A 16,936-nucleotide genomic window follows, 5' to 3' on the forward strand; every position below is an offset into this window, starting at 1 on the left:
GAGCAGATTGACATAAAAATGTCATCAAAACTCCGCGAGTTTGAAACAAAACAGACATATTTGCCCGGCCGGAGAGATGCTGGGCCTAAAAAATAATGAGCCTGAGCGGTGAATGGCCTGAAAGCCGAAAGGGATGTGACGACATGAAGAGCCTGTCGAAATTGGCGGCTGGGACCGCGATGTTGCTATGCCTCATGCCCGCCACGGCCATGGCACAGGCGATCAGCGCGGCGGAAGCAGCCGAATTGCGAGCGCAGATTGCTGCGTTGAAGGCGCAGGTCGAGCGATTGGCGTCACGGCTGGACGGCGCGCCGACCCCGGCAGCGCAAGCGGCGGTACAGGCTGGTGCTCCGGCGGCGATCCCCCCATCGGGCAGCGCGCCAACGCCGGTCGTAACCGCAAGCGCGGCGACCAAGCCCGCCAAGACGGCGCCGGAAACCGGCATAAGCTGGAAGGGCAGCCCGGTTTTCAGCAGCGGATCGGCAAGCTTCAAGGTGAAGGGCCGCATCCAGTATGATGCGGGCGTGCTGTTTGCGCCTGCGAGCGTGGAGGACGGAGCCACGGGCTATTCCAACGAATTGCGCCGGCTGCGGTTGGGTGGCGAAGGACAGTTGGGCAGCGGCTTCGGCTATAAGCTGGAAACCGAGCTGTCGGATAATCAGGTCGATCTGGTCGACACCTATATCACCTATGAAAAGGGCAAGTGGCTGCTGACATTTGGCAACCAGAATGAGTTTCAGTCGCTGGATGAACTGATTGGCGACACCACCGGATCAGTGATGGAGCGCGCGGCCTTTACCGATGCCTTCGGGTTCGAGCGGCGGTTGGGGCTATCGGCGCAATATCGCTCCGGCATCCTGCTGGCGCAGGCAGGGATATTCTCAGATAGCGCCGATTCGCTGATGAATGCGTCGGACGGCGCCAATGGCGGGGACGAAAATAACAGCTATGGCGTCGATGGGCGTGTCGTGCTGGCGCCCAAGGTCGGCAAGATGCAGTTGCATTTCGGCGCGTCGGCGCACTGGCGCGATTTCAATCGGCTGTCCTCCGTTGCGCAGCGCTATCGTCAGCGGCCCTATCTGCACAGCGTCAACAGCCGTTTTCTGGCGACTCCGGGCGTCGCCGCCGATGGCGAGAGCCATTATGGCATCGAACTGGCGGGTACGCGCGGGCCATTGCATTGGGCGGGCGAGGCGCACTGGCTAAGACCCTCACAACCCGGTGTCGCCGACGCGACCTTCTTTGGCGGCTATGGCGAGGTCGGCTTTTTCCTGACCGGCGAGACACGCGCGTACAAGAACGGCATCTTCGGCAGCACCAAGCCGTTGCGGCCCGTGGGCAGCGGTGGAATGGGATCGTGGCAGGTGACGCTGCGCTATGACTATCTGGATATGAACAGCAAAGGCATCGTCGGCGGCAAGCAAAATGGCGTGATTGCCGCGCTGGTGTGGACGCCGATCGAATATCTGCGGTTCAACGTCAACTACGAGCATCTGGCCTATCAGGACGCAGCAATCCTGGCGGGGACGCGGAGCGATTATGATGTGAACGTTGTTGGCTGGCGCGCGGAGCTGGACTTCTAAAAGGCAGGGCGAACAGACGCCATCCGGTACGGTATCGAAAGGATTTACCTTTTCGCCATTGTCCCGCAAACTGTTCCTACCAACGGGAGAGGTGTAATGACCATGCGCGCCGGACTATTCTTGTCGTTCATAGCCCTGTTGCCGGGTTGCACGGCGACCGATGGGGGTAAGCCTGCCGCGCAAGCCTCGACAGCCAGTGTCGCCTTGACCGGTACCGTCGCCTATCGGCAGCGGATCGCGCTGCCGCCTGATGCGCGGGTGAAGGTCATGCTGTCCGACGTCGGTCGCATGGACGCGCCGGCCCCGGTGCTTGCCGAGACTGAATTTGGCGCGGATGGCCGACAGGTGCCGCTCCCGTTCACACTCAACTATGATCCTGCGCGTATCGCGCCGAACGGCAGTTATGCCGTGTCGGCGCGGATCATCGATGTATCGGGACGCCTGATGTGGATCACCGATACACGCGTTTCCCTGCCGCCGCCGGGAACCCCGGCAACGCTTTGGCTGGTGCAGGTGCGGAACTGAAGCCCTATAAAATGGTGCGGCGGATTCTTCTTCCCCTTGCGTGGATCGCAACTTTGACGGGGTGCATGCACATGACCGAAGATGCCAGTCCGCTGCCGACCGGTGCCGTCTGGCTGGTCGAGGATGTGGGCGGAGGCGGCATTATCGACAGTAGCCACATCTCGCTATTCCTTGATGGCAAGGGCAGGGCGAGCGGCAGCGGTGGCTGCAATCGTTATATGGGGCAATATCATCTGTCAGGGGATCGGCTATCCTTCGATCAGATTGCCGGAACGAAGATGGCCTGCGCTCAGGCACTCATGCTTCAGGAGCAGCGGTTTCTGAAAGCTCTGGCAGAAGTCAGCATCTGGAGGATCGACCCAACCGGCGCGCTTCTACTGACCGGATCTGGCGGTGCGTCATTGCGCCTTTTTCCAGAAGGTCCGGCACCCAGGGAATGAATTTCCAGGACGGACAGGAATCGCCTTTTCTCGTCAGGCGACCTGCCGACCGAAATCCTGCGAGGCGGCGCGCAGTGAGCCGAGCTTGCCTTCCACGCTCATGAAGCCGCGTTCGAGCTGGTCGATTTCCGAGGCGACGACCTCCGTGTCCTGACGGATGGCCGAGATGGTGGTCGACATGGAGTCGGCGGCCAGCGCGGTTTCGTCGACCGCAGCGGTGATCATCGTCACCGTCTGCGCCTGCGCGTCCATGGCGTGGCGGATGCGTTCGGCGCTTTGCTGCACTTCGCCCACCGTGTTGCGGATGCGTTCGTTGGTTTCGACTGAAAGGCGGGTCGAGGCCTGGATATCGGCGATCTTGCCCGCTATCTCGTCCGTGGCGCGTGCGGTCTGGTTGGCAAGGCTTTTTACTTCCTGCGCGACGACGGCAAAGCCGCGTCCGGCGTCGCCCGCACGGGCTGCCTCGATCGTGGCATTGAGGGCGAGGAGGTTGGTCTGACCGGCGATGTCGCGGATCAGGCCGAGAATCGATTCGATCGACTTGGCATGGTCGGACAGGGTGGCGGACATGGTGACGGCGTCGCCGGACTGCTGCGCGGCGCGATGGGCTACATCAGCTGCCCCCTCGACTTCGGTACGGGCGTCCTCGATCGCGCGGATCAGGCCGGCGGAGGTGCGGGCGGCTTCGCGCATGGCGAGGGCGGATTGTTCGGCGGCGGCGGCGACTTCGGATGCCTTGCCTAACATTCCGCGCGTGGCGGCGGATGCATCCTTGGCCTGTTCGCGCAGTGATTCGCCCAGTTGGGAAGCGCCGTCGATCTCACCTACGATTCGCTGTTCGAACAAGGTGCCATAACGCTGGCGTTCGTTGCGCTCCTCATCGGCCAGGTCGGTGGCCAGGACATTGCTGATCAGGCCCGCATCGATCATCGAGACGCGCATCATCGTGCGGCCAAGGCGGCGGGATTTTTCTTGGTCATCCGCGCATTGTTCCCAGATGATGTCGGTCAGCTTTTCATTGGCGGCGGACATGGCGGCCAATACGCTTTGTACCGGAACGCCTTGTTTGCGCGCATGGCGGACACATTGGGCGGCGGACTGCGCCCAGTCCCCGCGTCCGTAATTCTGCAATTTCTGTCGCACATAGCGCAGCGATTCGCTTTCGATCGCAGCGACTGCGCTGTCGCTAAGCTTTCCGCGCAAACTGGTGTGACGCATATAAGCGGCGAAGAAGGCGCGGGCCGCCGCGTCGCCGCCATCGGGCAACATCTCGTAAATTTCACGCGTTTCCGGCGCCAGGGTGTTGCTGACATCCAGTTCCAGCAATTGGTCCAGCATCGCGTGTCCGGGGGTCGCGGAGGAAGTCATAGGAGGGAATGCCCTTGCTGCTGCGTGCGTGTCTTGCCTTTCCTGATAGCGCCGCTTGGTTAATCAGTTCTTATCCGCCTGATCGAAAGGCCAGACTTGCCGCGCTTGGCCTCTTGCCGCGCTTGCCCTGTTGAAGTTTCGCTCTTAAGGGGACTGGCATCGCAAGAAGACGCAGGGACGGGAACATAATGGCGCGATCCAACAGCCGGCCACTTTCGCCGCATTTGACGATCTGGAAATGGGGACCAGCAATGGCGATCTCCATCCTCCACCGCGTAACCGGCAACGGGCTGGCCACGGCAGGCGCCGTCGGTCTGGTCTGGTGGTTACTGGCGGCGGCGAGCGGGCCGGAAGCCTATGCACGCTTCGTCGCCTGCGCGACGTCCATTCCCGGCTATATCGTTATGATCGGCCTTAGCTGGTTCTTTTTCCAGCATCTCTTTTCCGGGCTGCGCCATTTCGTGATGGACATGGGCGCGGGCTATGAGTTGCAGGCGAACAAGAAATGGTCGCTGGCCATTCCGGTCCTGTCGACGATCGTGACGCTGCTGATGTGGGCCTATATTGTCGGGGGGACGCTCTGATGGGCAACGGAACAGGTATCGGTCGTGTCCGCGGCCTTGGCTCCGTCAAGCATGGCGCCCAGCACTGGCTGGTGCAGCGCTACACCGCCGTCGGGAACCTGCTTTTGGTGTTGTGGCTGCTCTTCAGCCTGCTCGCCCTGCCGGGCCTAGATTATGAGAGCGTCACAGGCTGGATCGCGCAGCCGCTGGTCGCCGTGCCGATGATGCTGATGATTGCCAGCATTTTCTGGCACTTGCGTCTGGGCATGCAGGTCATGCTGGAGGATTATGTCCACGACAAGGGGCTGGCCTTTCTGTCCATGCTGCTTTTGAACTTCTACGCCATCGGCGGCGCGGCCGTCGGTATCTTTGCCATCGCGAAGATCGCATTCATGGGGGCCGCTGCCTGATGTCGACCGAAAGCTACAAGATCATCGACCACGTCTATGACACGGTGGTCGTGGGTGCGGGCGGATCGGGCCTGCGCGCGACGATGGGCAGCGCCGAGGCGGGCCTGAAGACCGCGTGCATTACCAAGGTGTTCCCGACCCGCAGCCACACGGTCGCGGCGCAGGGCGGCATCGCCGCCTCGTTGGGCAACAACTCGCCGGATCACTGGACCTGGCATATGTATGACACCGTCAAGGGGTCCGACTGGCTGGGCGATCAGGACGCGATCGAATATATGGTGCGCGAAGCACCCGCCGCCGTGTACGAGCTGGAACATGCCGGTGTGCCGTTCAGCCGTAATCCGGAAGGCACGATCTATCAGCGGCCCTTCGGCGGCCACATGCAGAATATGGGCGCTGGCCCGCCGGTGCAGCGCACCTGCGCCGCCGCCGACCGTACCGGCCACGCCATGCTGCACGCTCTGTATCAGCAGTCGCTGAAATATGACGCGGACTTCTACATCGAATATTTCGCCATCGACCTGATCATGGAAGATGGAGAGTGCCGGGGCGTTATCGCGCTTTGCATGGAGGATGGCTCCATCCACCGCTTCCGCAGCCACGCCGTGGTGCTGGCGACGGGCGGCTATGGCCGGTCCTATTTCTCCGCGACGTCGGCCCACACCTGCACCGGCGATGGTGGCGGCATGGTGCTGCGCGCTGGCCTGCCGCTTCAGGATCTGGAGTTTGTTCAGTTCCATCCGACCGGCATCTATGGCGCGGGCGTCCTCATTACCGAGGGTGCGCGCGGCGAGGGCGGCTACCTCACCAACTCCGAGGGCGAGCGCTTCATGGAGCGCTATGCCCCGTCGGCGAAGGATCTGGCGTCGCGTGACGTCGTGTCCCGCTCGATGGCTATGGAAATGCGCGAAGGGCGCGGCGTGGGCGAGCACAAGGATCATATCTTCCTGCACCTCGACCATATCGACCCCAAGGTGCTGGCCGAGCGCCTGCCGGGCATCACCGAGAGCGGCAAGATTTTTGCCGGTGTCGACCTGACCCGCCAGCCGCTGCCGGTCACGCCGACCGTCCATTACAATATGGGTGGCATCCCCTGTAACTATCATGGGCAGGTGGTGACGAAGGTTGGCGACGATCCCGAAGTGATCGTGCGTGGCCTCTATGCCGTTGGCGAAGCGGCCTGCGTGTCGGTGCATGGCGCCAACCGTCTGGGTTCCAACTCGCTGATCGATCTGGTCGTGTTCGGTCGGGCCACCGGCCTGTTCCTTAAGGACAATCTTAAACCTAACACTCCGCATAAGGCCTTGCCCAAGGATTCCACTGACCTGGCGCTGGGCCGCCTTGACCATTTCCGCAACGCGAAGGGCGGCACGCCGACGGCGGAAATTCGCTTGGATATGCAGCGTACGATGCAGAAGCATGCCGCCGTGTTCCGCGACAGCGCGCTGCTGGCCGAGGGCGTCCAGCAGATGCAGAAGGTCAACAAGCGGTTGCAGGACGTGTCCGTCACCGACAAGTCGCTGATCTGGAACACTGACCTCATCGAGACGCTGGAACTCGACAATCTGATGAGTCAGGCCATCTGCACGATGGAAGGTGCCGAAGCGCGCAAGGAATCGCGCGGCGCTCATGCGCATGAGGATTTCCCCAATCGCGACGACGAAAACTGGATGAAGCACACCATCAGTTGGTTTGAAGGCTGGGGTGGATCGGGCGGCAAGGTAACGCTCGATTACCGTCCGGTGCATGACTACACGATGACGGACGAAGCGGAGTATATCAAGCCGAAGGCGCGCGTTTACTAAGCGCTGCTTACAGGCAGTAACAGGGAAAGGGCGGGCCGCAGGGTTCGCCCTTTTCGTTTGGGCATGGCACACCGAGCGCCTGTTCTGGATTGGAAGGCGCTGAATTGCATTGGAAAATGGTGGCAGGGTCTGCTTAACTCCGGGCAGGGGGACGAGATGGATTCGACAATTTCCGATCGGCAGAGCGTTGGCTCGGGGCGGGCATCATGACTGTGACCGTTCCCGTTCCCCATCACGCCGTCCATTATGTAAACCGCATCGGCTGGCTGCGAGCTGCGGTGCTGGGGGCCAATGACGGGATCGTATCGACCGCCAGCCTTGTTGTAGGCATTGCGGCGTCGCGGGCGGATCATGCGACGATCCTGCTGTCCGGGGTTGCGGCGTTATTTGCCGGCGCAATGTCGATGGCTGCGGGCGAATATGTGTCGGTCAGCGCTCAGGCCGATACCGAAAATGCAGATCTGGCCAAGGAAAGCGCGGCGCTCGCGACCCAGCCACAGACGGAACTGGAAGAGTTGCGGGACATCTATGTCGAGCGCGGTCTTGATCCGGCGTTGGCGGTGCAAGTGGCTGAGCAATTGACAGCGGCGGATGCGCTGGCCGCGCATGCGCGTGATGAACTGGGTTTGTCAGAGGTTAGCACGGCGCGGCCGGTGCAGGCGGCTTTGACATCCGCGGCGACTTTTTCGGCTGGGGCGGCGGCGCCCTTGGTGGCCGCAGCGATCAGCCCGGCAGAGGCGCTGATCCCGATAGTGGCGGTCGCTTCGCTGCTGTTCCTTGCGTTGCTTGGCTATCTGGGCGCGAAGGCGGGCGGCGGGCGGCGGTTGCAGTCGGTCGTGCGCGTGACCTTCTGGGGGGCGCTGGCAATGGCGGTCACGGCGGGGGCCGGCAGCCTGTTTGGCGCTGTCTTATAGCAACGTCGATTGCGTCCCGCGCCGGGCATCGATAGCATCCCGCCAGCGTGCCTTTCCAATGGAGATTCCCATGACCACAGCCGTTCAATCCGTGTCTCTGAAGACCATCAAGGGCGACGACGCCAGCCTTGCCGACTATGCTGGCAAGGTAGTGCTGGCGGTCAATGTCGCATCGAAATGCGGCCTGACCCCGCAATATGAGGGGCTGGAGAAGCTCTACGCCGATTATAAAGACAAGGGATTGGTGGTCGCTGGTTTCCCGGCCAATGATTTCGGGGCGCAGGAGCCGGGCAGCAATGATGAGATCGCGTCCTTCTGCACCACCAATTTCGGCGTCGACTTCCCGATGTTCGAGAAGATCGTGGTGACGGGACCGGACAAGCATCCGCTTTATGCCGCGCTGACGAGCGAAATGCCCAAGGCGCAGGGAGACGGCGACACGTTCCGCGAGAAGCTGAAAGGCTATGGCATGACGCCCAATCCCGAACCTGAATTGTTGTGGAATTTTGAGAAGTTCCTGATTGCCAAGGACGGCACGGTCGCGGCGCGCTTTGCGCCAACCACTGCGCCCGACGATGCGGCCCTGGTTGCGGCGATCGAGGCGGAACTCGCCAAGTGAGGCCAGCGATTCTTTTCGCACCATTGCCGTTGATGTTGGCCAGCACTCCGGTGCTGGCCACGCTGTCGCCGCGGGAACAGGCGATGGCGGCGAGCATCGAGGCGGATTACGAGCCGACCATCGCGCTGCTGGAGCGGTTGGTGAACCAGAATAGCGGCTCGATGAATATCGAGGGTGTGAAGAAAGTGGCCGACATGGTGCGGCCCGAACTGGAAGCGTTGGGCTTTGTCGTAAAGTGGCAGCCGATGGACGCCGCCAGGCGCGCCGGGCACATCATTGCCACGCACAAGGGTAAGGCGGGCACGACCCGGATGCTCCTGATCGGGCATCTGGACACGGTGTTCGAGGTGGATTCGCCCTTTCAGACTTTCAAGCGGGAAGGGGATATGGCGTCCGGACCGGGTGTCGCCGACGACAAGGGCGGCGTGGCGGTGATGCTGACGGCGCTCAAGGCCATGAAGGCAGCAGGCACGTTGAAGGGCGCCAATATCGAGATCGTCCTGACCGGGGACGAGGAAGATGTAGGCGAGCCGAAAGCAGTGGCGCGGGCGGACCTGATCGCAGCGGGCAAGCGTGCGGACGTGGCGCTGGATTTCGAAGGACTGGCGCAGCAGGACGGAAAGGATATGGGGTCGATTGCGCGGCGCTCCTCCAATAGCTGGACACTGACGGCGACCGGCAAGTCGGGGCATAGTTCGGGCATCTTTTCGCCTGCTGCCGGGGACGGGGCCGTCTATGAACTGGCGCGGATCGTGACTGCCTTTCGCAAGGAGTTGCCCGAGCAGAACCTGACCTTCAACGCCGGTTTGATCGGCGGTGGGCAGAGCGCGGATGTCGACAAGGACGGCGTAAGGATCGCGGTGACGGGCAAGACCAACATCATCCCGCCCATCGCGGTCGCCAAGGGTGATTTCCGTACCCTGAGCCAGGAGCAGACCGACCGGGTAATGGCGAAGATGAAGGCGATCGTGGAAAGCGGTCATCTGAACGGCACGTCGGCGACGATCGATTTCGATCAGGGCTATCCGGCGATGGCGCCGACGCAGGGGAATAGGGCGCTGCTCGGCAAGCTGAATGCGGTCAATGCGGACCTTGGCCTTGTGGCCATGCCGGAACTGAATCCGTTGAAGCGCGGTGCGGGCGACATTGCCTTCGTCGCCAACGATACGGACGGGCTGGTCGGGCTGGGCGTGACCAGCAGCGGCGATCATTCGCCGGCTGAGGTTGCCGACCTGTCCAGCATCAAGCGGCAGGGCAAGCGCGCGGCGATATTGATGAGCCGGCTGGCCCGCGAGAAGGCGCGGTAGAGAGCATGCGCGGGCGGCCATGACATTTCCAACGCCCGCAATCATTCCGCACATTGGTATGGTGCTTGAGGTACTGACGATCGTCGGAACCTTTGTTTTCGCCGCGTCGGGTGCGCTGGCCGCCGCGCGGTTGCAACAGACGATCGTCACCTTCTGCTTCTTTGCACTGGTAACGGGGGTTGGCGGGGGCACGGTGCGCGACCTGCTGATCGGGGCGCCGGTTTTCTGGGTGGTGGACCCGGTGCCTGCGATTACCTGTGTCGGCGCGGCGATCATCGTCTGGCTAACACCGCGCCGCCTGTGGAGCGACCATGCGCTTGACTGGCTGGATGCCATAGGTCTTGCAGCGTTCGCGGTGTTCGGCGCGGCCAAGGCGATGACCTTCGGGATCAACCCGTTCGTCGCGGGGATGATGGGCGTGGTGACGGGCTGTGTCGGCGGCATCATGCGTGACCTGCTGGCCGGAGAGCCATCAATCCTGTTGCGCCCCGAACTTTATGTGACAGCGGCGGCGGTGGCGGCGGGGCTGTTCGTGCTGCTATATTCTGCGGGTATGCCCTTGCCGGTCGCGGCGGTGTTGGCAGCGATCACGGGTTTCGTCTTGCGCGCGATCGCTATTGCGCGCGGTCTTGGTCTGCCGGGCTATTCCGGGCATGGGACGCGGCGCGACGAGCGCTAGGCCGGTCGTCAGCGGGTGTCGTCGGGCAGGGCGGTTGCCATCACCACCATGCGCTTCAACAGGATTGGCCGATCAAGTCCGATTATGACGGGTATGGATGTCGCTGCTGCTGCGGTGGAGGCCGCAGTCATGCGCTCAACCGCCATCAAGGGGGCGGTGGTTGCGGTGATCGCCGCCAATGCGATGAAAATCCGTGTCATGATGCTGCCTTCGCCATGCTGTATGACAACAGATATCGACGATCTGTCGCAGGGATGTACCCGGCGGATGGTAGAAATGTCGGAAAATGTAACGGCTTCGCCCCGGCCATCAGGGATGCTCGACCTGATTTCGATCAATGACGATGGCATGGGCTGATGCTAGATTATGCCCTCAGACTCAGGAGTAGGATCATATGGCTATGACGAATGATGCCGCCTATCTGCTCCGCCGTGCGCGCGATGAAGCGCGCAAGGCGCTTGAAGCCGCCGAGCGCGGCGATGACGCTGCGGCGATTGCCGCGCACCGGGAAATGGCGATCCGTTACAAGGTCAGGGCATTGTCCCAGTCCAGCGGTGCCGTACCTTGCATTGATGGCACGGACATAGTGGGTGGCATGTCCACCACCCGCATCGCAGGTAACACAGCGGCGCAATAGCAGCAGTCTGCGGCCTTCCGGTTAGAGCGATTTCCAATCAGATGGAATCATCTGATGGCCAGAAATCGTGTCAAATCAAAAGCCTAGAGCAGTCGGTCCGATGCAGTCGGATCATATTCTGCTCTAGCGCCAGACGGTCGCCAGCAAAGCGAGCAATCCCCGGTCGTCCATACCACCGACCGGCCGGGCAGGGGTTGCGCGCGGGCCACCTACACCGCGACATTCCAGGCAGTCGGCGCGGATGCCGCCGCCCATGACCATGGCGCGCGCATCGGCCACGGCCTGAAGTGCCCATTGGCGCTGGAGCAGGGATTGGCGGGCGAGGAGATCGCGCGGCATGGATGCCTGCTTCTGGTCGCCTTCCATCAAGTTTTGGATGAAGGCAGTGATCTTGTCCGGCGCCTTCTCGATTATGTAGGGGCGGGCCTTTGCGGGGTCGAGTTTCGCCAGCTTCGCCGCTTCGGCGATTGCCTCGTCCAGCCCGCCGAAACGGTCGATCAGTCCATTCTGACGCGCGTTGCCGCCATCCCAGACGCGGCCCTGCGCGATCGTGTCGATCTGCTGCGGTGACTTTTTACGTGATTGGGCAACGATGCCGACGAAGCGGCGGTAAATATCCTCGACCCCCATCTGCATCACCGCGTCGAATTGCGGCGTGGTGCCGCCGATGATGTCGGGCTGGCCCGATAGCGGCGTGGTGGTGACACCATCGGTCGTGACGCCGATCTTTGCCAGCGTCCCTTCGAAACTGGGAAGGATGCCGAAGACACCGATGGAACCGGTAATCGTGTCCGGCTCCGCAAAGATGACGTTGGCGGGGGTGGAAACCCAATAGCCGCCGCTGGCCGCGACATTGCCCATGGAGACGACGATCGGCAGGCCGTCCGCCTTGGCGGACAGGATGGCGCTGCGGATCTTTTCCGACGCCATGACCGAACCACCGGGGGAATCTACGCGCACGACCAGCGCCTTGAGTTTCTTTTCGGCAAGCGCGGTGTAGAGCAGGTCGGAAATAGTGTCGCCCGCCGCCGTACCGGGGCCAGCCTCTCCATCGACAATGTCGCCCGCGATCGTCAGCACGCCGATCTGGCCGTCATTGGCGGGACGTCGCGCCTTTACATAGGCGGCAAGGTCGATGGTGGCGAAGTCGCCATCCTTGTCCTGCGCGGGCTGGCCGGCGATTTCCGCCACACGCTCGCCAAACTGGGCCTCGTCACCCAGCCGGTCGAGCAGGCCTGCGGACTGTGCGGCCTTGGCGAGATTGCCATCGGTCGCACGGACGGCGGCGGCGATGTCGCCGATATAGGGGGCCAGCTTTGCCTTGGGCCGCGCTTTGGCTACATCCTGCTGCCAGCTTTCCCACAGGGCGCTGGTCAGCGCGACATCAGCCTGCTTTGCTTCGGGGGACTGTTCGGTGCGGATATAGGGTTCGACGAAACTCTTATAGGTGCCGACACGGTAGACATGGGTATTGACGCCCAGCTTGTCGATCAGCCCCTTATAATAGAGGCGCGATCCACCCGGCCCGACGATAGCGACGCCGCCAAGGGAATCGCCCCAGATTTCACTGGCATGGGCCGCCAGTTGATAGCTGTCATCGGTATAGATGGTGGAGAAGGCAAGTACGGGCTTTTTCGCGGCGCGCACGCCGTCGAGCGCCTTGCCTACCCGAGCCAGTGCAACCTGCCCACCGCCCATGAAGCCGTCGAGGTTCAGCACTACGGCCTTGACCTTGGAATCGGTCCGGGCGGCATCAAGTGCCGTGATGAGGTCACTGAGCCGATATTCGCGCGTCTGCTCCCCTTGTGAAGACAGGAGCGAGAGGGGATCGACCTCGGCAGGCTGTTCGACGATCGTGCCGTCTAGGTCGAGCAACAGCGCGCCGCTGGAAATGGCGGCGACCGGACGGGGACTGAAGGACAGGGCAGCATAGAGCAGGCCGAAGAAGAGCAGCAGGAAGAGAAGGACCAGCCCGTCCTTGATGGCGACCAATATCCGCCAGATGCCCTTCACAAATGCCACGCGTACAGCTCCTTCCGTGTGTTCCGTCCATCGGGCTAACCGATCGCGGGATGCGCCGCAATGCGAAGGCTTCACCATGCCCCGATCTCTTGCACCGTCGCTATGAGCCGCTATGGGGAGGCGCAACACCCGGTTCAAGGAGACGCATAGTCATGCCCACGCTCGTCCTCATCCGTCACGGCCAGTCCAGCTGGAATCTGGAAAATCGCTTTACCGGCTGGTGGGATGTGGATGTGACCGAAAAGGGCGCGGAAGAAGCGCGTGCGGCAGGACGGCTGATGAAAGAGAAGGGGCTGGATTTCGATAGCTGCTTCACCAGCGTCCAGACCCGCGCGATCAAGACGCTCAATCTGGCGCTGGAGGAAATGGGGCGGCTGTGGCTGCCGGTCGAAAAGGACTGGCACCTCAATGAGCGGCATTATGGCGGCCTGACAGGTCTCAACAAGGCAGAGACAGCGGCCAGGCATGGCGACGCTCAAGTCAAGATATGGCGTCGCAGCTTCGACATTCCGCCGCCGGTGCTGGAAGCGGGCAGCGCGTTTGATCTGTCGGCCGATCGCCGCTATGCGGGCATCCCGATCCCGTCGACCGAATCGCTGAAGGACACGATTGCGCGCGTGCTGCCCTATTGGGAAAGCCGGATCGTGCCGGAACTGAAGGCAGGCAAGCGCGTGCTGATCTCTGCCCATGGCAATTCGCTGCGTGCGCTGGTCAAGCATCTGTCGAACATTCCCGACGACGAGATCACCGAACTGGAGATCCCGACCGGGCAGCCGATCGTTTATGATCTGGCCGACGATCTGACCGCGCTGGATCGCTATTATCTGTCGGAGCGGTAGCGCCCTGTTGGGTTATTTGGGCCTCTTGCGGGATTGCCCCCGGACCCCCAGCCGACTAAGGGGCTGTGCTTCCGGGCGGCGACAGGCTGCTTCCTTGAGGGATAGGGCATGAGCGAAGGCATCGCGGTCGGCATCATCATGGGCAGCCGGTCTGACTGGGAAACGATGCGCCATGCGTCGGAAACGCTGGACGCGCTGGGCGTTCCCCATGAGTGCAAGGTCGTGTCCGCGCATCGCACGCCGCAGCGGCTTTATGATTATGCGACCGGCGCGGTCGGTCGTGGGTTGAAGGCGATTATCGCGGGAGCGGGCGGCGCCGCGCATCTGCCGGGCATGGCCGCGTCGATGACGCGCCTGCCGGTGCTGGGCGTACCGGTGGAATCGAAGGCGTTGAGCGGCATGGATTCGCTGCTGTCCATCGTGCAGATGCCCGCTGGCATCCCGGTGGGCACGCTGGCGATTGGCCGGGCGGGTGCGGTGAATGCGGCGCTGCTGGCGGCGGCGATGCTAGCGACTAGCGATGACGCACTGGCCGAGCGGCTGGACGCCTGGCGGGCGAAGCAGACGCAGGACGTGGCCGAAACGCCGGAGTGAAATCAGACTGATGACCAGTATCGCGCCCGGCGCCACTATCGGCATATTAGGCGGCGGCCAGCTTGGCCGCATGCTCGCGGTCGCGGCCGCGCAGTTGGGCTATCGCACCCATATCTATGCGCCCGAGGTTAGCGGGCCTGCCGCTGATGTTTCACCGCTCTGGACTCGGGGCGCCTATGATGACGCCGCTGCGCTCGCGGCCTTCGCGACAAGCGTGGATGTCGTCACTTACGAATTTGAGAATGTCGATCCGGCAGCGGTCGAGGTGCTGGCCGGGCATGGGCTGGTTCGCCCGAATGCTCGCGCGCTGAGCATTGCGCAGGACCGGCTGGCGGAAAAGCGCTTCGTTTGTGATCTGGGCGGCATGACCGCGCCGTTCGCGCCGGTCGAGAGTCTGGATGATCTGGAGGCGGCGGTCGAAACGATCGGCAGCCGCGCGATCCTGAAGACCAACCGCATGGGCTATGATGGCAAGGGGCAGGCGCGCCTGTCGGAGCCGGGCGATGCCGTGGGGGCGTGGAACGCGATCGGGCGGCAATCGGCGATCCTTGAGGGGTTCGTAACCTTCGCCGAGGAGTTTTCCGTCATTCTGGTGCGCGGGACGGATGGCGATGTGCGCTTCTGGGATTCGGCGGCGAACGTCCATGTCGATGGCATATTGTCGACCTCCATCGTGCCTGCGGGCGCATTGATCGAGGGACAGATAACGGCGGCGCGGGCGATGGCGCGCAAGATCGCTGATGCCCTCGATTATGTGGGCGTGCTGACCTGCGAATTTTTTGCCAATGCCGAAGGGCCGGTCTTCAACGAGATGGCGCCGCGCGTGCATAATAGCGGCCACTGGACTATTGAGGGCGCGCTCACCAGCCAGTTCGAAAATCACGTCCGCGCCATTTGCGGCCTGCCGCTGGGCGACACCGGGCTGGCCGCGCGACGGGTGGAAATGCGCAACCTGATCGGTGAACAGGTGAATGAGTGGCTAGCGATACTGTCCGACCCGGCGAACCACCTGCACCTCTATGGCAAGGCCGAGGCGCGGCCGGGGCGCAAGATGGGGCATGTGACGCGGTTGATCCTGTGAGCGACGCTCGCCCGGAAATCGTGCTGATTCTGGCGCGGGCCGACAATGGCGTGATCGGTCGTGATGGCGCGTTGCCCTGGCGGCTGTCCGCCGACCTCAAGCGGTTCAAGGCGTTGACACTGGGCCTGCCGATGGTGATGGGGCGCAAGACGTTTGAGAGCCTGCCGGGGCTGCTGCCCGGTCGCCGCCATATCGTACTGACGCGCGATCGGGATTGGTCTGCGGCGGGGGCGGAGGTTGTGCATGATGTCGATGCGGCGATCGCCTGCGCCGCCGCGCCGGTGGTGGCCGTGATTGGCGGCGCGGAAATTTATCGGCTGTTCCTGCCGATCGCCGACCGTATCGAATTGACCGAGGTGCATATCGCGGCGGAGGGGGATGCCAGCATCGGCTATCCCGATCCCGGTGCATGGCGAGAGGTCGCTCGCGAGGCGCATGCGGCGGCGGGCGACGCCCCCGCCCATGATTTCGTGACATTCCAGAGAGTCTCGACATGATGAAGCGAGGCTGGCAGTCTGCGGAAGCATGCGATCAAGCGTCCGATTGCGCCGACGCGCTGCCGTCCCTATAGCCGCGCGCATGGAGCGACTGGAGAGCAACGCCCCGACGCCCGCACACCTGCGCGGTGCGATCGTGGCGCTCGGCAATTTCGATGGGTTTCACCGGGGGCACCAGGCGGTGGTTCGCCGAGCGATCGAGTGCGCGCGAGCCGAGGGGCGCCCTGCGATCATCGCGACCTTTGATCCGCATCCGGTGCGGCTGTTCCGACCTGACACGCCGCCCTTTCGGTTGACGACGCTGGACCAGCGCGAGGCGTTGTTCGCGCGCGCCGGGGCGGACGCCATGCTGGTCTTTCACTTCACGGCGCAGATGGCGGCGATGAGTGCGGAGCAGTTCGCTGCCTTTCTGGTCGATCATATTGGGGCTGCCCATGTCGTTACGGGACAGGATTTCACCTTTGGCAAGGGGAAGAGCGGGTCGGTCGCGACCCTGACCGAATTGGGTCGCGCGCTCGGAATGGTCGCTGAGGCTGTGCCCGCCGTCGCGGATGCCGGGGGTGAGATCATCTCCTCCAGCCGCATCCGCGAGGCGCTGGTCGCGGGCGATTGCGCGACCGCGACGCGCTTGTTGACGCGGCCCTTCGCGATTCAGGGGCGGGTGCAGCATGGCGACAAGCTGGGACGGACGATCGGCTACCCCACCGCCAATATCGACATGGGCAATTATCTGCGGCCCGCTTACGGCATCTATGCGGTGCGGGGGCTGCTGCCAGACGGGCGAGTGCTGGACGGGGCGGCGAATCTGGGCATCCGGCCGACCTTCGACCCACCCAAGGAATTGCTGGAACCGCATTTTTTCGACTTTTCCGAAAGCCTGTACGATCAAATAATCGAGGTGCAGTTGATCGAGCGGCTGCGGGGCGAGGCAAAGTTCGACAGCCTTGACGCGCTGATCGCGCAGATGGACGCCGATTGCGCCCGTGCGCGGCAAATCCTTGCGGGAACGCCTTACGTCGCGTAGTGCCGCCAGCTTATCTCACCGATATATTT

At 62.9% G+C, this 16,936-nt stretch carries 20 protein-coding genes; 17 read left to right on the forward strand and 3 right to left on the reverse strand.

All coding sequences use genetic code 11. From position 1 onward, the window contains the following. Nucleotides 1-143 precede the first annotated feature (143 nt). The 3 genes from WFR25_RS09545 (at nucleotide 144) to WFR25_RS09555 (ending at nucleotide 2,548) form a co-directional block, all read left to right on the forward strand. Nucleotides 144-1,583, forward strand: coding sequence for an OprO/OprP family phosphate-selective porin (locus WFR25_RS09545; RefSeq protein WP_336970461.1), 1,440 nt, complete (start codon nucleotides 144-146; stop codon nucleotides 1,581-1,583). A gap of 96 nt (nucleotides 1,584-1,679) precedes the next feature. Next, a complete protein-coding gene (locus WFR25_RS09550) occupies nucleotides 1,680-2,108 on the forward strand; it encodes a YbaY family lipoprotein (protein WP_336970463.1) in 429 nt (142 codons plus the stop codon). A 71-nt stretch (nucleotides 2,109-2,179) separates the two neighbouring features. Continuing rightward, entirely contained in the window at nucleotides 2,180-2,548 is a 369-nt protein-coding gene (locus tag WFR25_RS09555; RefSeq protein WP_336970465.1) for an META domain-containing protein, read from the forward strand. A 33-nt stretch (nucleotides 2,549-2,581) separates the two neighbouring features. Here the strand turns inward: WFR25_RS09555 and WFR25_RS09560 are convergent, their stop codons facing one another. Next, nucleotides 2,582-3,916 carry a methyl-accepting chemotaxis protein gene (locus tag WFR25_RS09560; protein WP_419723155.1) on the reverse strand — a complete coding sequence of 445 codons (1,335 nt, stop codon included), beginning with the start codon at nucleotides 3,914-3,916 and terminating at the stop codon, nucleotides 2,582-2,584. A 188-nt stretch (nucleotides 3,917-4,104) separates the two neighbouring features. Here WFR25_RS09560 and sdhC point away from each other — a divergent pair, with 188 nt between their 5' ends. The 7 genes from sdhC (at nucleotide 4,105) to WFR25_RS09595 (ending at nucleotide 10,213) form a co-directional block, all read left to right on the forward strand. Further along, nucleotides 4,105-4,500: a succinate dehydrogenase, cytochrome b556 subunit gene (gene sdhC, locus WFR25_RS09565; RefSeq protein ID WP_336970469.1), complete on the forward strand. Its 396-nt coding sequence runs from the start codon at nucleotides 4,105-4,107 to the stop codon at nucleotides 4,498-4,500. Further along, entirely contained in the window at nucleotides 4,500-4,889 is a 390-nt protein-coding gene (sdhD, locus tag WFR25_RS09570; RefSeq protein ID WP_336970471.1) for a succinate dehydrogenase, hydrophobic membrane anchor protein, read from the forward strand. Before sdhC ends, sdhD begins: the two co-directional genes overlap by 1 nt. Further along, nucleotides 4,889-6,694, forward strand: a complete 1,806-nt coding sequence (sdhA, locus tag WFR25_RS09575; RefSeq protein WP_336970473.1) for a succinate dehydrogenase flavoprotein subunit — start codon at nucleotides 4,889-4,891, stop codon at nucleotides 6,692-6,694. The genes sdhD and sdhA overlap by 1 nt, the downstream gene beginning before the upstream one ends. 206 nt (nucleotides 6,695-6,900) lie before the next feature. Next, a complete protein-coding gene (locus WFR25_RS09580) occupies nucleotides 6,901-7,608 on the forward strand; it encodes a VIT1/CCC1 transporter family protein (protein ID WP_336970475.1) in 708 nt (235 codons plus the stop codon). Between the two features lie 70 nt (nucleotides 7,609-7,678). Continuing rightward, nucleotides 7,679-8,227, forward strand: coding sequence for a glutathione peroxidase (locus WFR25_RS09585; RefSeq protein WP_336970476.1), 549 nt, complete (start codon nucleotides 7,679-7,681; stop codon nucleotides 8,225-8,227). Between the two features lie 32 nt (nucleotides 8,228-8,259). Then, nucleotides 8,260-9,534: a M20/M25/M40 family metallo-hydrolase gene (locus WFR25_RS09590; RefSeq protein WP_336974821.1), complete on the forward strand. Its 1,275-nt coding sequence runs from the start codon at nucleotides 8,260-8,262 to the stop codon at nucleotides 9,532-9,534. Between the two features lie 19 nt (nucleotides 9,535-9,553). Further along, complete coding sequence (locus WFR25_RS09595) at nucleotides 9,554-10,213, forward strand: trimeric intracellular cation channel family protein (RefSeq protein WP_336970477.1); 660 nt, start codon at nucleotides 9,554-9,556, stop codon at nucleotides 10,211-10,213. Nucleotides 10,214-10,221: 8 nt separating this feature from the next. Here the strand turns inward: WFR25_RS09595 and WFR25_RS09600 are convergent, their stop codons facing one another. Beyond that, nucleotides 10,222-10,413 (reverse strand): hypothetical protein, encoded by a 192-nt coding sequence (locus WFR25_RS09600; protein ID WP_336970479.1) that lies wholly within the window; start codon nucleotides 10,411-10,413, stop codon nucleotides 10,222-10,224. Nucleotides 10,414-10,435: 22 nt separating this feature from the next. On the opposite strand from WFR25_RS09600, the gene WFR25_RS09605 reads away from it, so the two are divergent. Next, nucleotides 10,436-10,570 carry a hypothetical protein gene (locus WFR25_RS09605; protein WP_336970481.1) on the forward strand — a complete coding sequence of 45 codons (135 nt, stop codon included), beginning with the start codon at nucleotides 10,436-10,438 and terminating at the stop codon, nucleotides 10,568-10,570. 37 nt (nucleotides 10,571-10,607) lie between these two features. Then, nucleotides 10,608-10,850: a hypothetical protein gene (locus WFR25_RS09610; protein ID WP_336970483.1), complete on the forward strand. Its 243-nt coding sequence runs from the start codon at nucleotides 10,608-10,610 to the stop codon at nucleotides 10,848-10,850. 123 nt (nucleotides 10,851-10,973) lie between these two features. Here the strand turns inward: WFR25_RS09610 and sppA are convergent, their stop codons facing one another. Then, complete coding sequence (sppA, locus tag WFR25_RS09615; RefSeq protein WP_336970485.1) at nucleotides 10,974-12,872, reverse strand: signal peptide peptidase SppA; 1,899 nt, start codon at nucleotides 12,870-12,872, stop codon at nucleotides 10,974-10,976. A 152-nt stretch (nucleotides 12,873-13,024) separates the two neighbouring features. Here sppA and gpmA point away from each other — a divergent pair, with 152 nt between their 5' ends. The 5 genes from gpmA (at nucleotide 13,025) to WFR25_RS09640 (ending at nucleotide 16,907) form a co-directional block, all read left to right on the forward strand. Further along, the gene (gene gpmA / locus WFR25_RS09620; RefSeq protein ID WP_336970487.1) at nucleotides 13,025-13,711 is read left to right on the forward strand and encodes a 2,3-diphosphoglycerate-dependent phosphoglycerate mutase; all 687 of its coding nucleotides are present in this window, start codon (nucleotides 13,025-13,027) and stop codon (nucleotides 13,709-13,711) included. Nucleotides 13,712-13,819: 108 nt separating this feature from the next. After that, nucleotides 13,820-14,305: a 5-(carboxyamino)imidazole ribonucleotide mutase gene (purE, locus tag WFR25_RS09625; protein WP_336970489.1), complete on the forward strand. Its 486-nt coding sequence runs from the start codon at nucleotides 13,820-13,822 to the stop codon at nucleotides 14,303-14,305. Nucleotides 14,306-14,315: 10 nt separating this feature from the next. Further along, entirely contained in the window at nucleotides 14,316-15,386 is a 1,071-nt protein-coding gene (locus WFR25_RS09630; RefSeq protein WP_336970491.1) for a 5-(carboxyamino)imidazole ribonucleotide synthase, read from the forward strand. After that, nucleotides 15,383-15,883, forward strand: coding sequence for a dihydrofolate reductase (locus tag WFR25_RS09635; protein ID WP_336970493.1), 501 nt, complete (start codon nucleotides 15,383-15,385; stop codon nucleotides 15,881-15,883). Before WFR25_RS09630 ends, WFR25_RS09635 begins: the two co-directional genes overlap by 4 nt. Nucleotides 15,884-15,965: 82 nt before the next feature. Then, nucleotides 15,966-16,907: a bifunctional riboflavin kinase/FAD synthetase gene (locus WFR25_RS09640; RefSeq protein WP_336970495.1), complete on the forward strand. Its 942-nt coding sequence runs from the start codon at nucleotides 15,966-15,968 to the stop codon at nucleotides 16,905-16,907. Nucleotides 16,908-16,936: the final 29 nt, after the last annotated feature.

The sequence above is a fragment of the Sphingobium aromaticiconvertens genome, from assembly GCF_037154075.1.
Classification (GTDB): domain Bacteria; phylum Pseudomonadota; class Alphaproteobacteria; order Sphingomonadales; family Sphingomonadaceae; genus Sphingobium; species Sphingobium aromaticiconvertens.

Bases quoted from the DNA above. Each gene is read 5' to 3' on its own strand.
- WFR25_RS09545 (WP_336970461.1), top strand. From the start codon at position 144: ATGAAGAGCCTGTCGAAATTGGCGGCTGGGACCGCGATGTTGCTATGC.
- WFR25_RS09550 (WP_336970463.1), top strand. From the start codon at position 1,680: ATGACCATGCGCGCCGGACTATTCTTGTCGTTCATAGCCCTGTTGCCG.
- WFR25_RS09555 (WP_336970465.1), top strand. From the start codon at position 2,180: ATGACCGAAGATGCCAGTCCGCTGCCGACCGGTGCCGTCTGGCTGGTC.
- WFR25_RS09560 (WP_419723155.1), bottom strand. From the start codon at position 3,916: ATGACTTCCTCCGCGACCCCCGGACACGCGATGCTGGACCAATTGCTG.
- sdhC (WP_336970469.1), top strand. From the start codon at position 4,105: ATGGCGCGATCCAACAGCCGGCCACTTTCGCCGCATTTGACGATCTGG.
- sdhD (WP_336970471.1), top strand. From the start codon at position 4,500: ATGGGCAACGGAACAGGTATCGGTCGTGTCCGCGGCCTTGGCTCCGTC.
- sdhA (WP_336970473.1), top strand. From the start codon at position 4,889: ATGTCGACCGAAAGCTACAAGATCATCGACCACGTCTATGACACGGTG.
- WFR25_RS09580 (WP_336970475.1), top strand. From the start codon at position 6,901: ATGACTGTGACCGTTCCCGTTCCCCATCACGCCGTCCATTATGTAAAC.
- WFR25_RS09585 (WP_336970476.1), top strand. From the start codon at position 7,679: ATGACCACAGCCGTTCAATCCGTGTCTCTGAAGACCATCAAGGGCGAC.
- WFR25_RS09590 (WP_336974821.1), top strand. From the start codon at position 8,260: ATGTTGGCCAGCACTCCGGTGCTGGCCACGCTGTCGCCGCGGGAACAG.
- WFR25_RS09595 (WP_336970477.1), top strand. From the start codon at position 9,554: ATGACATTTCCAACGCCCGCAATCATTCCGCACATTGGTATGGTGCTT.
- WFR25_RS09600 (WP_336970479.1), bottom strand. From the start codon at position 10,413: ATGACACGGATTTTCATCGCATTGGCGGCGATCACCGCAACCACCGCC.
- WFR25_RS09605 (WP_336970481.1), top strand. From the start codon at position 10,436: ATGACAACAGATATCGACGATCTGTCGCAGGGATGTACCCGGCGGATG.
- WFR25_RS09610 (WP_336970483.1), top strand. From the start codon at position 10,608: ATGGCTATGACGAATGATGCCGCCTATCTGCTCCGCCGTGCGCGCGAT.
- gpmA (WP_336970487.1), top strand. From the start codon at position 13,025: ATGCCCACGCTCGTCCTCATCCGTCACGGCCAGTCCAGCTGGAATCTG.
- purE (WP_336970489.1), top strand. From the start codon at position 13,820: ATGAGCGAAGGCATCGCGGTCGGCATCATCATGGGCAGCCGGTCTGAC.
- WFR25_RS09630 (WP_336970491.1), top strand. From the start codon at position 14,316: ATGACCAGTATCGCGCCCGGCGCCACTATCGGCATATTAGGCGGCGGC.
- WFR25_RS09640 (WP_336970495.1), top strand. From the start codon at position 15,966: ATGGAGCGACTGGAGAGCAACGCCCCGACGCCCGCACACCTGCGCGGT.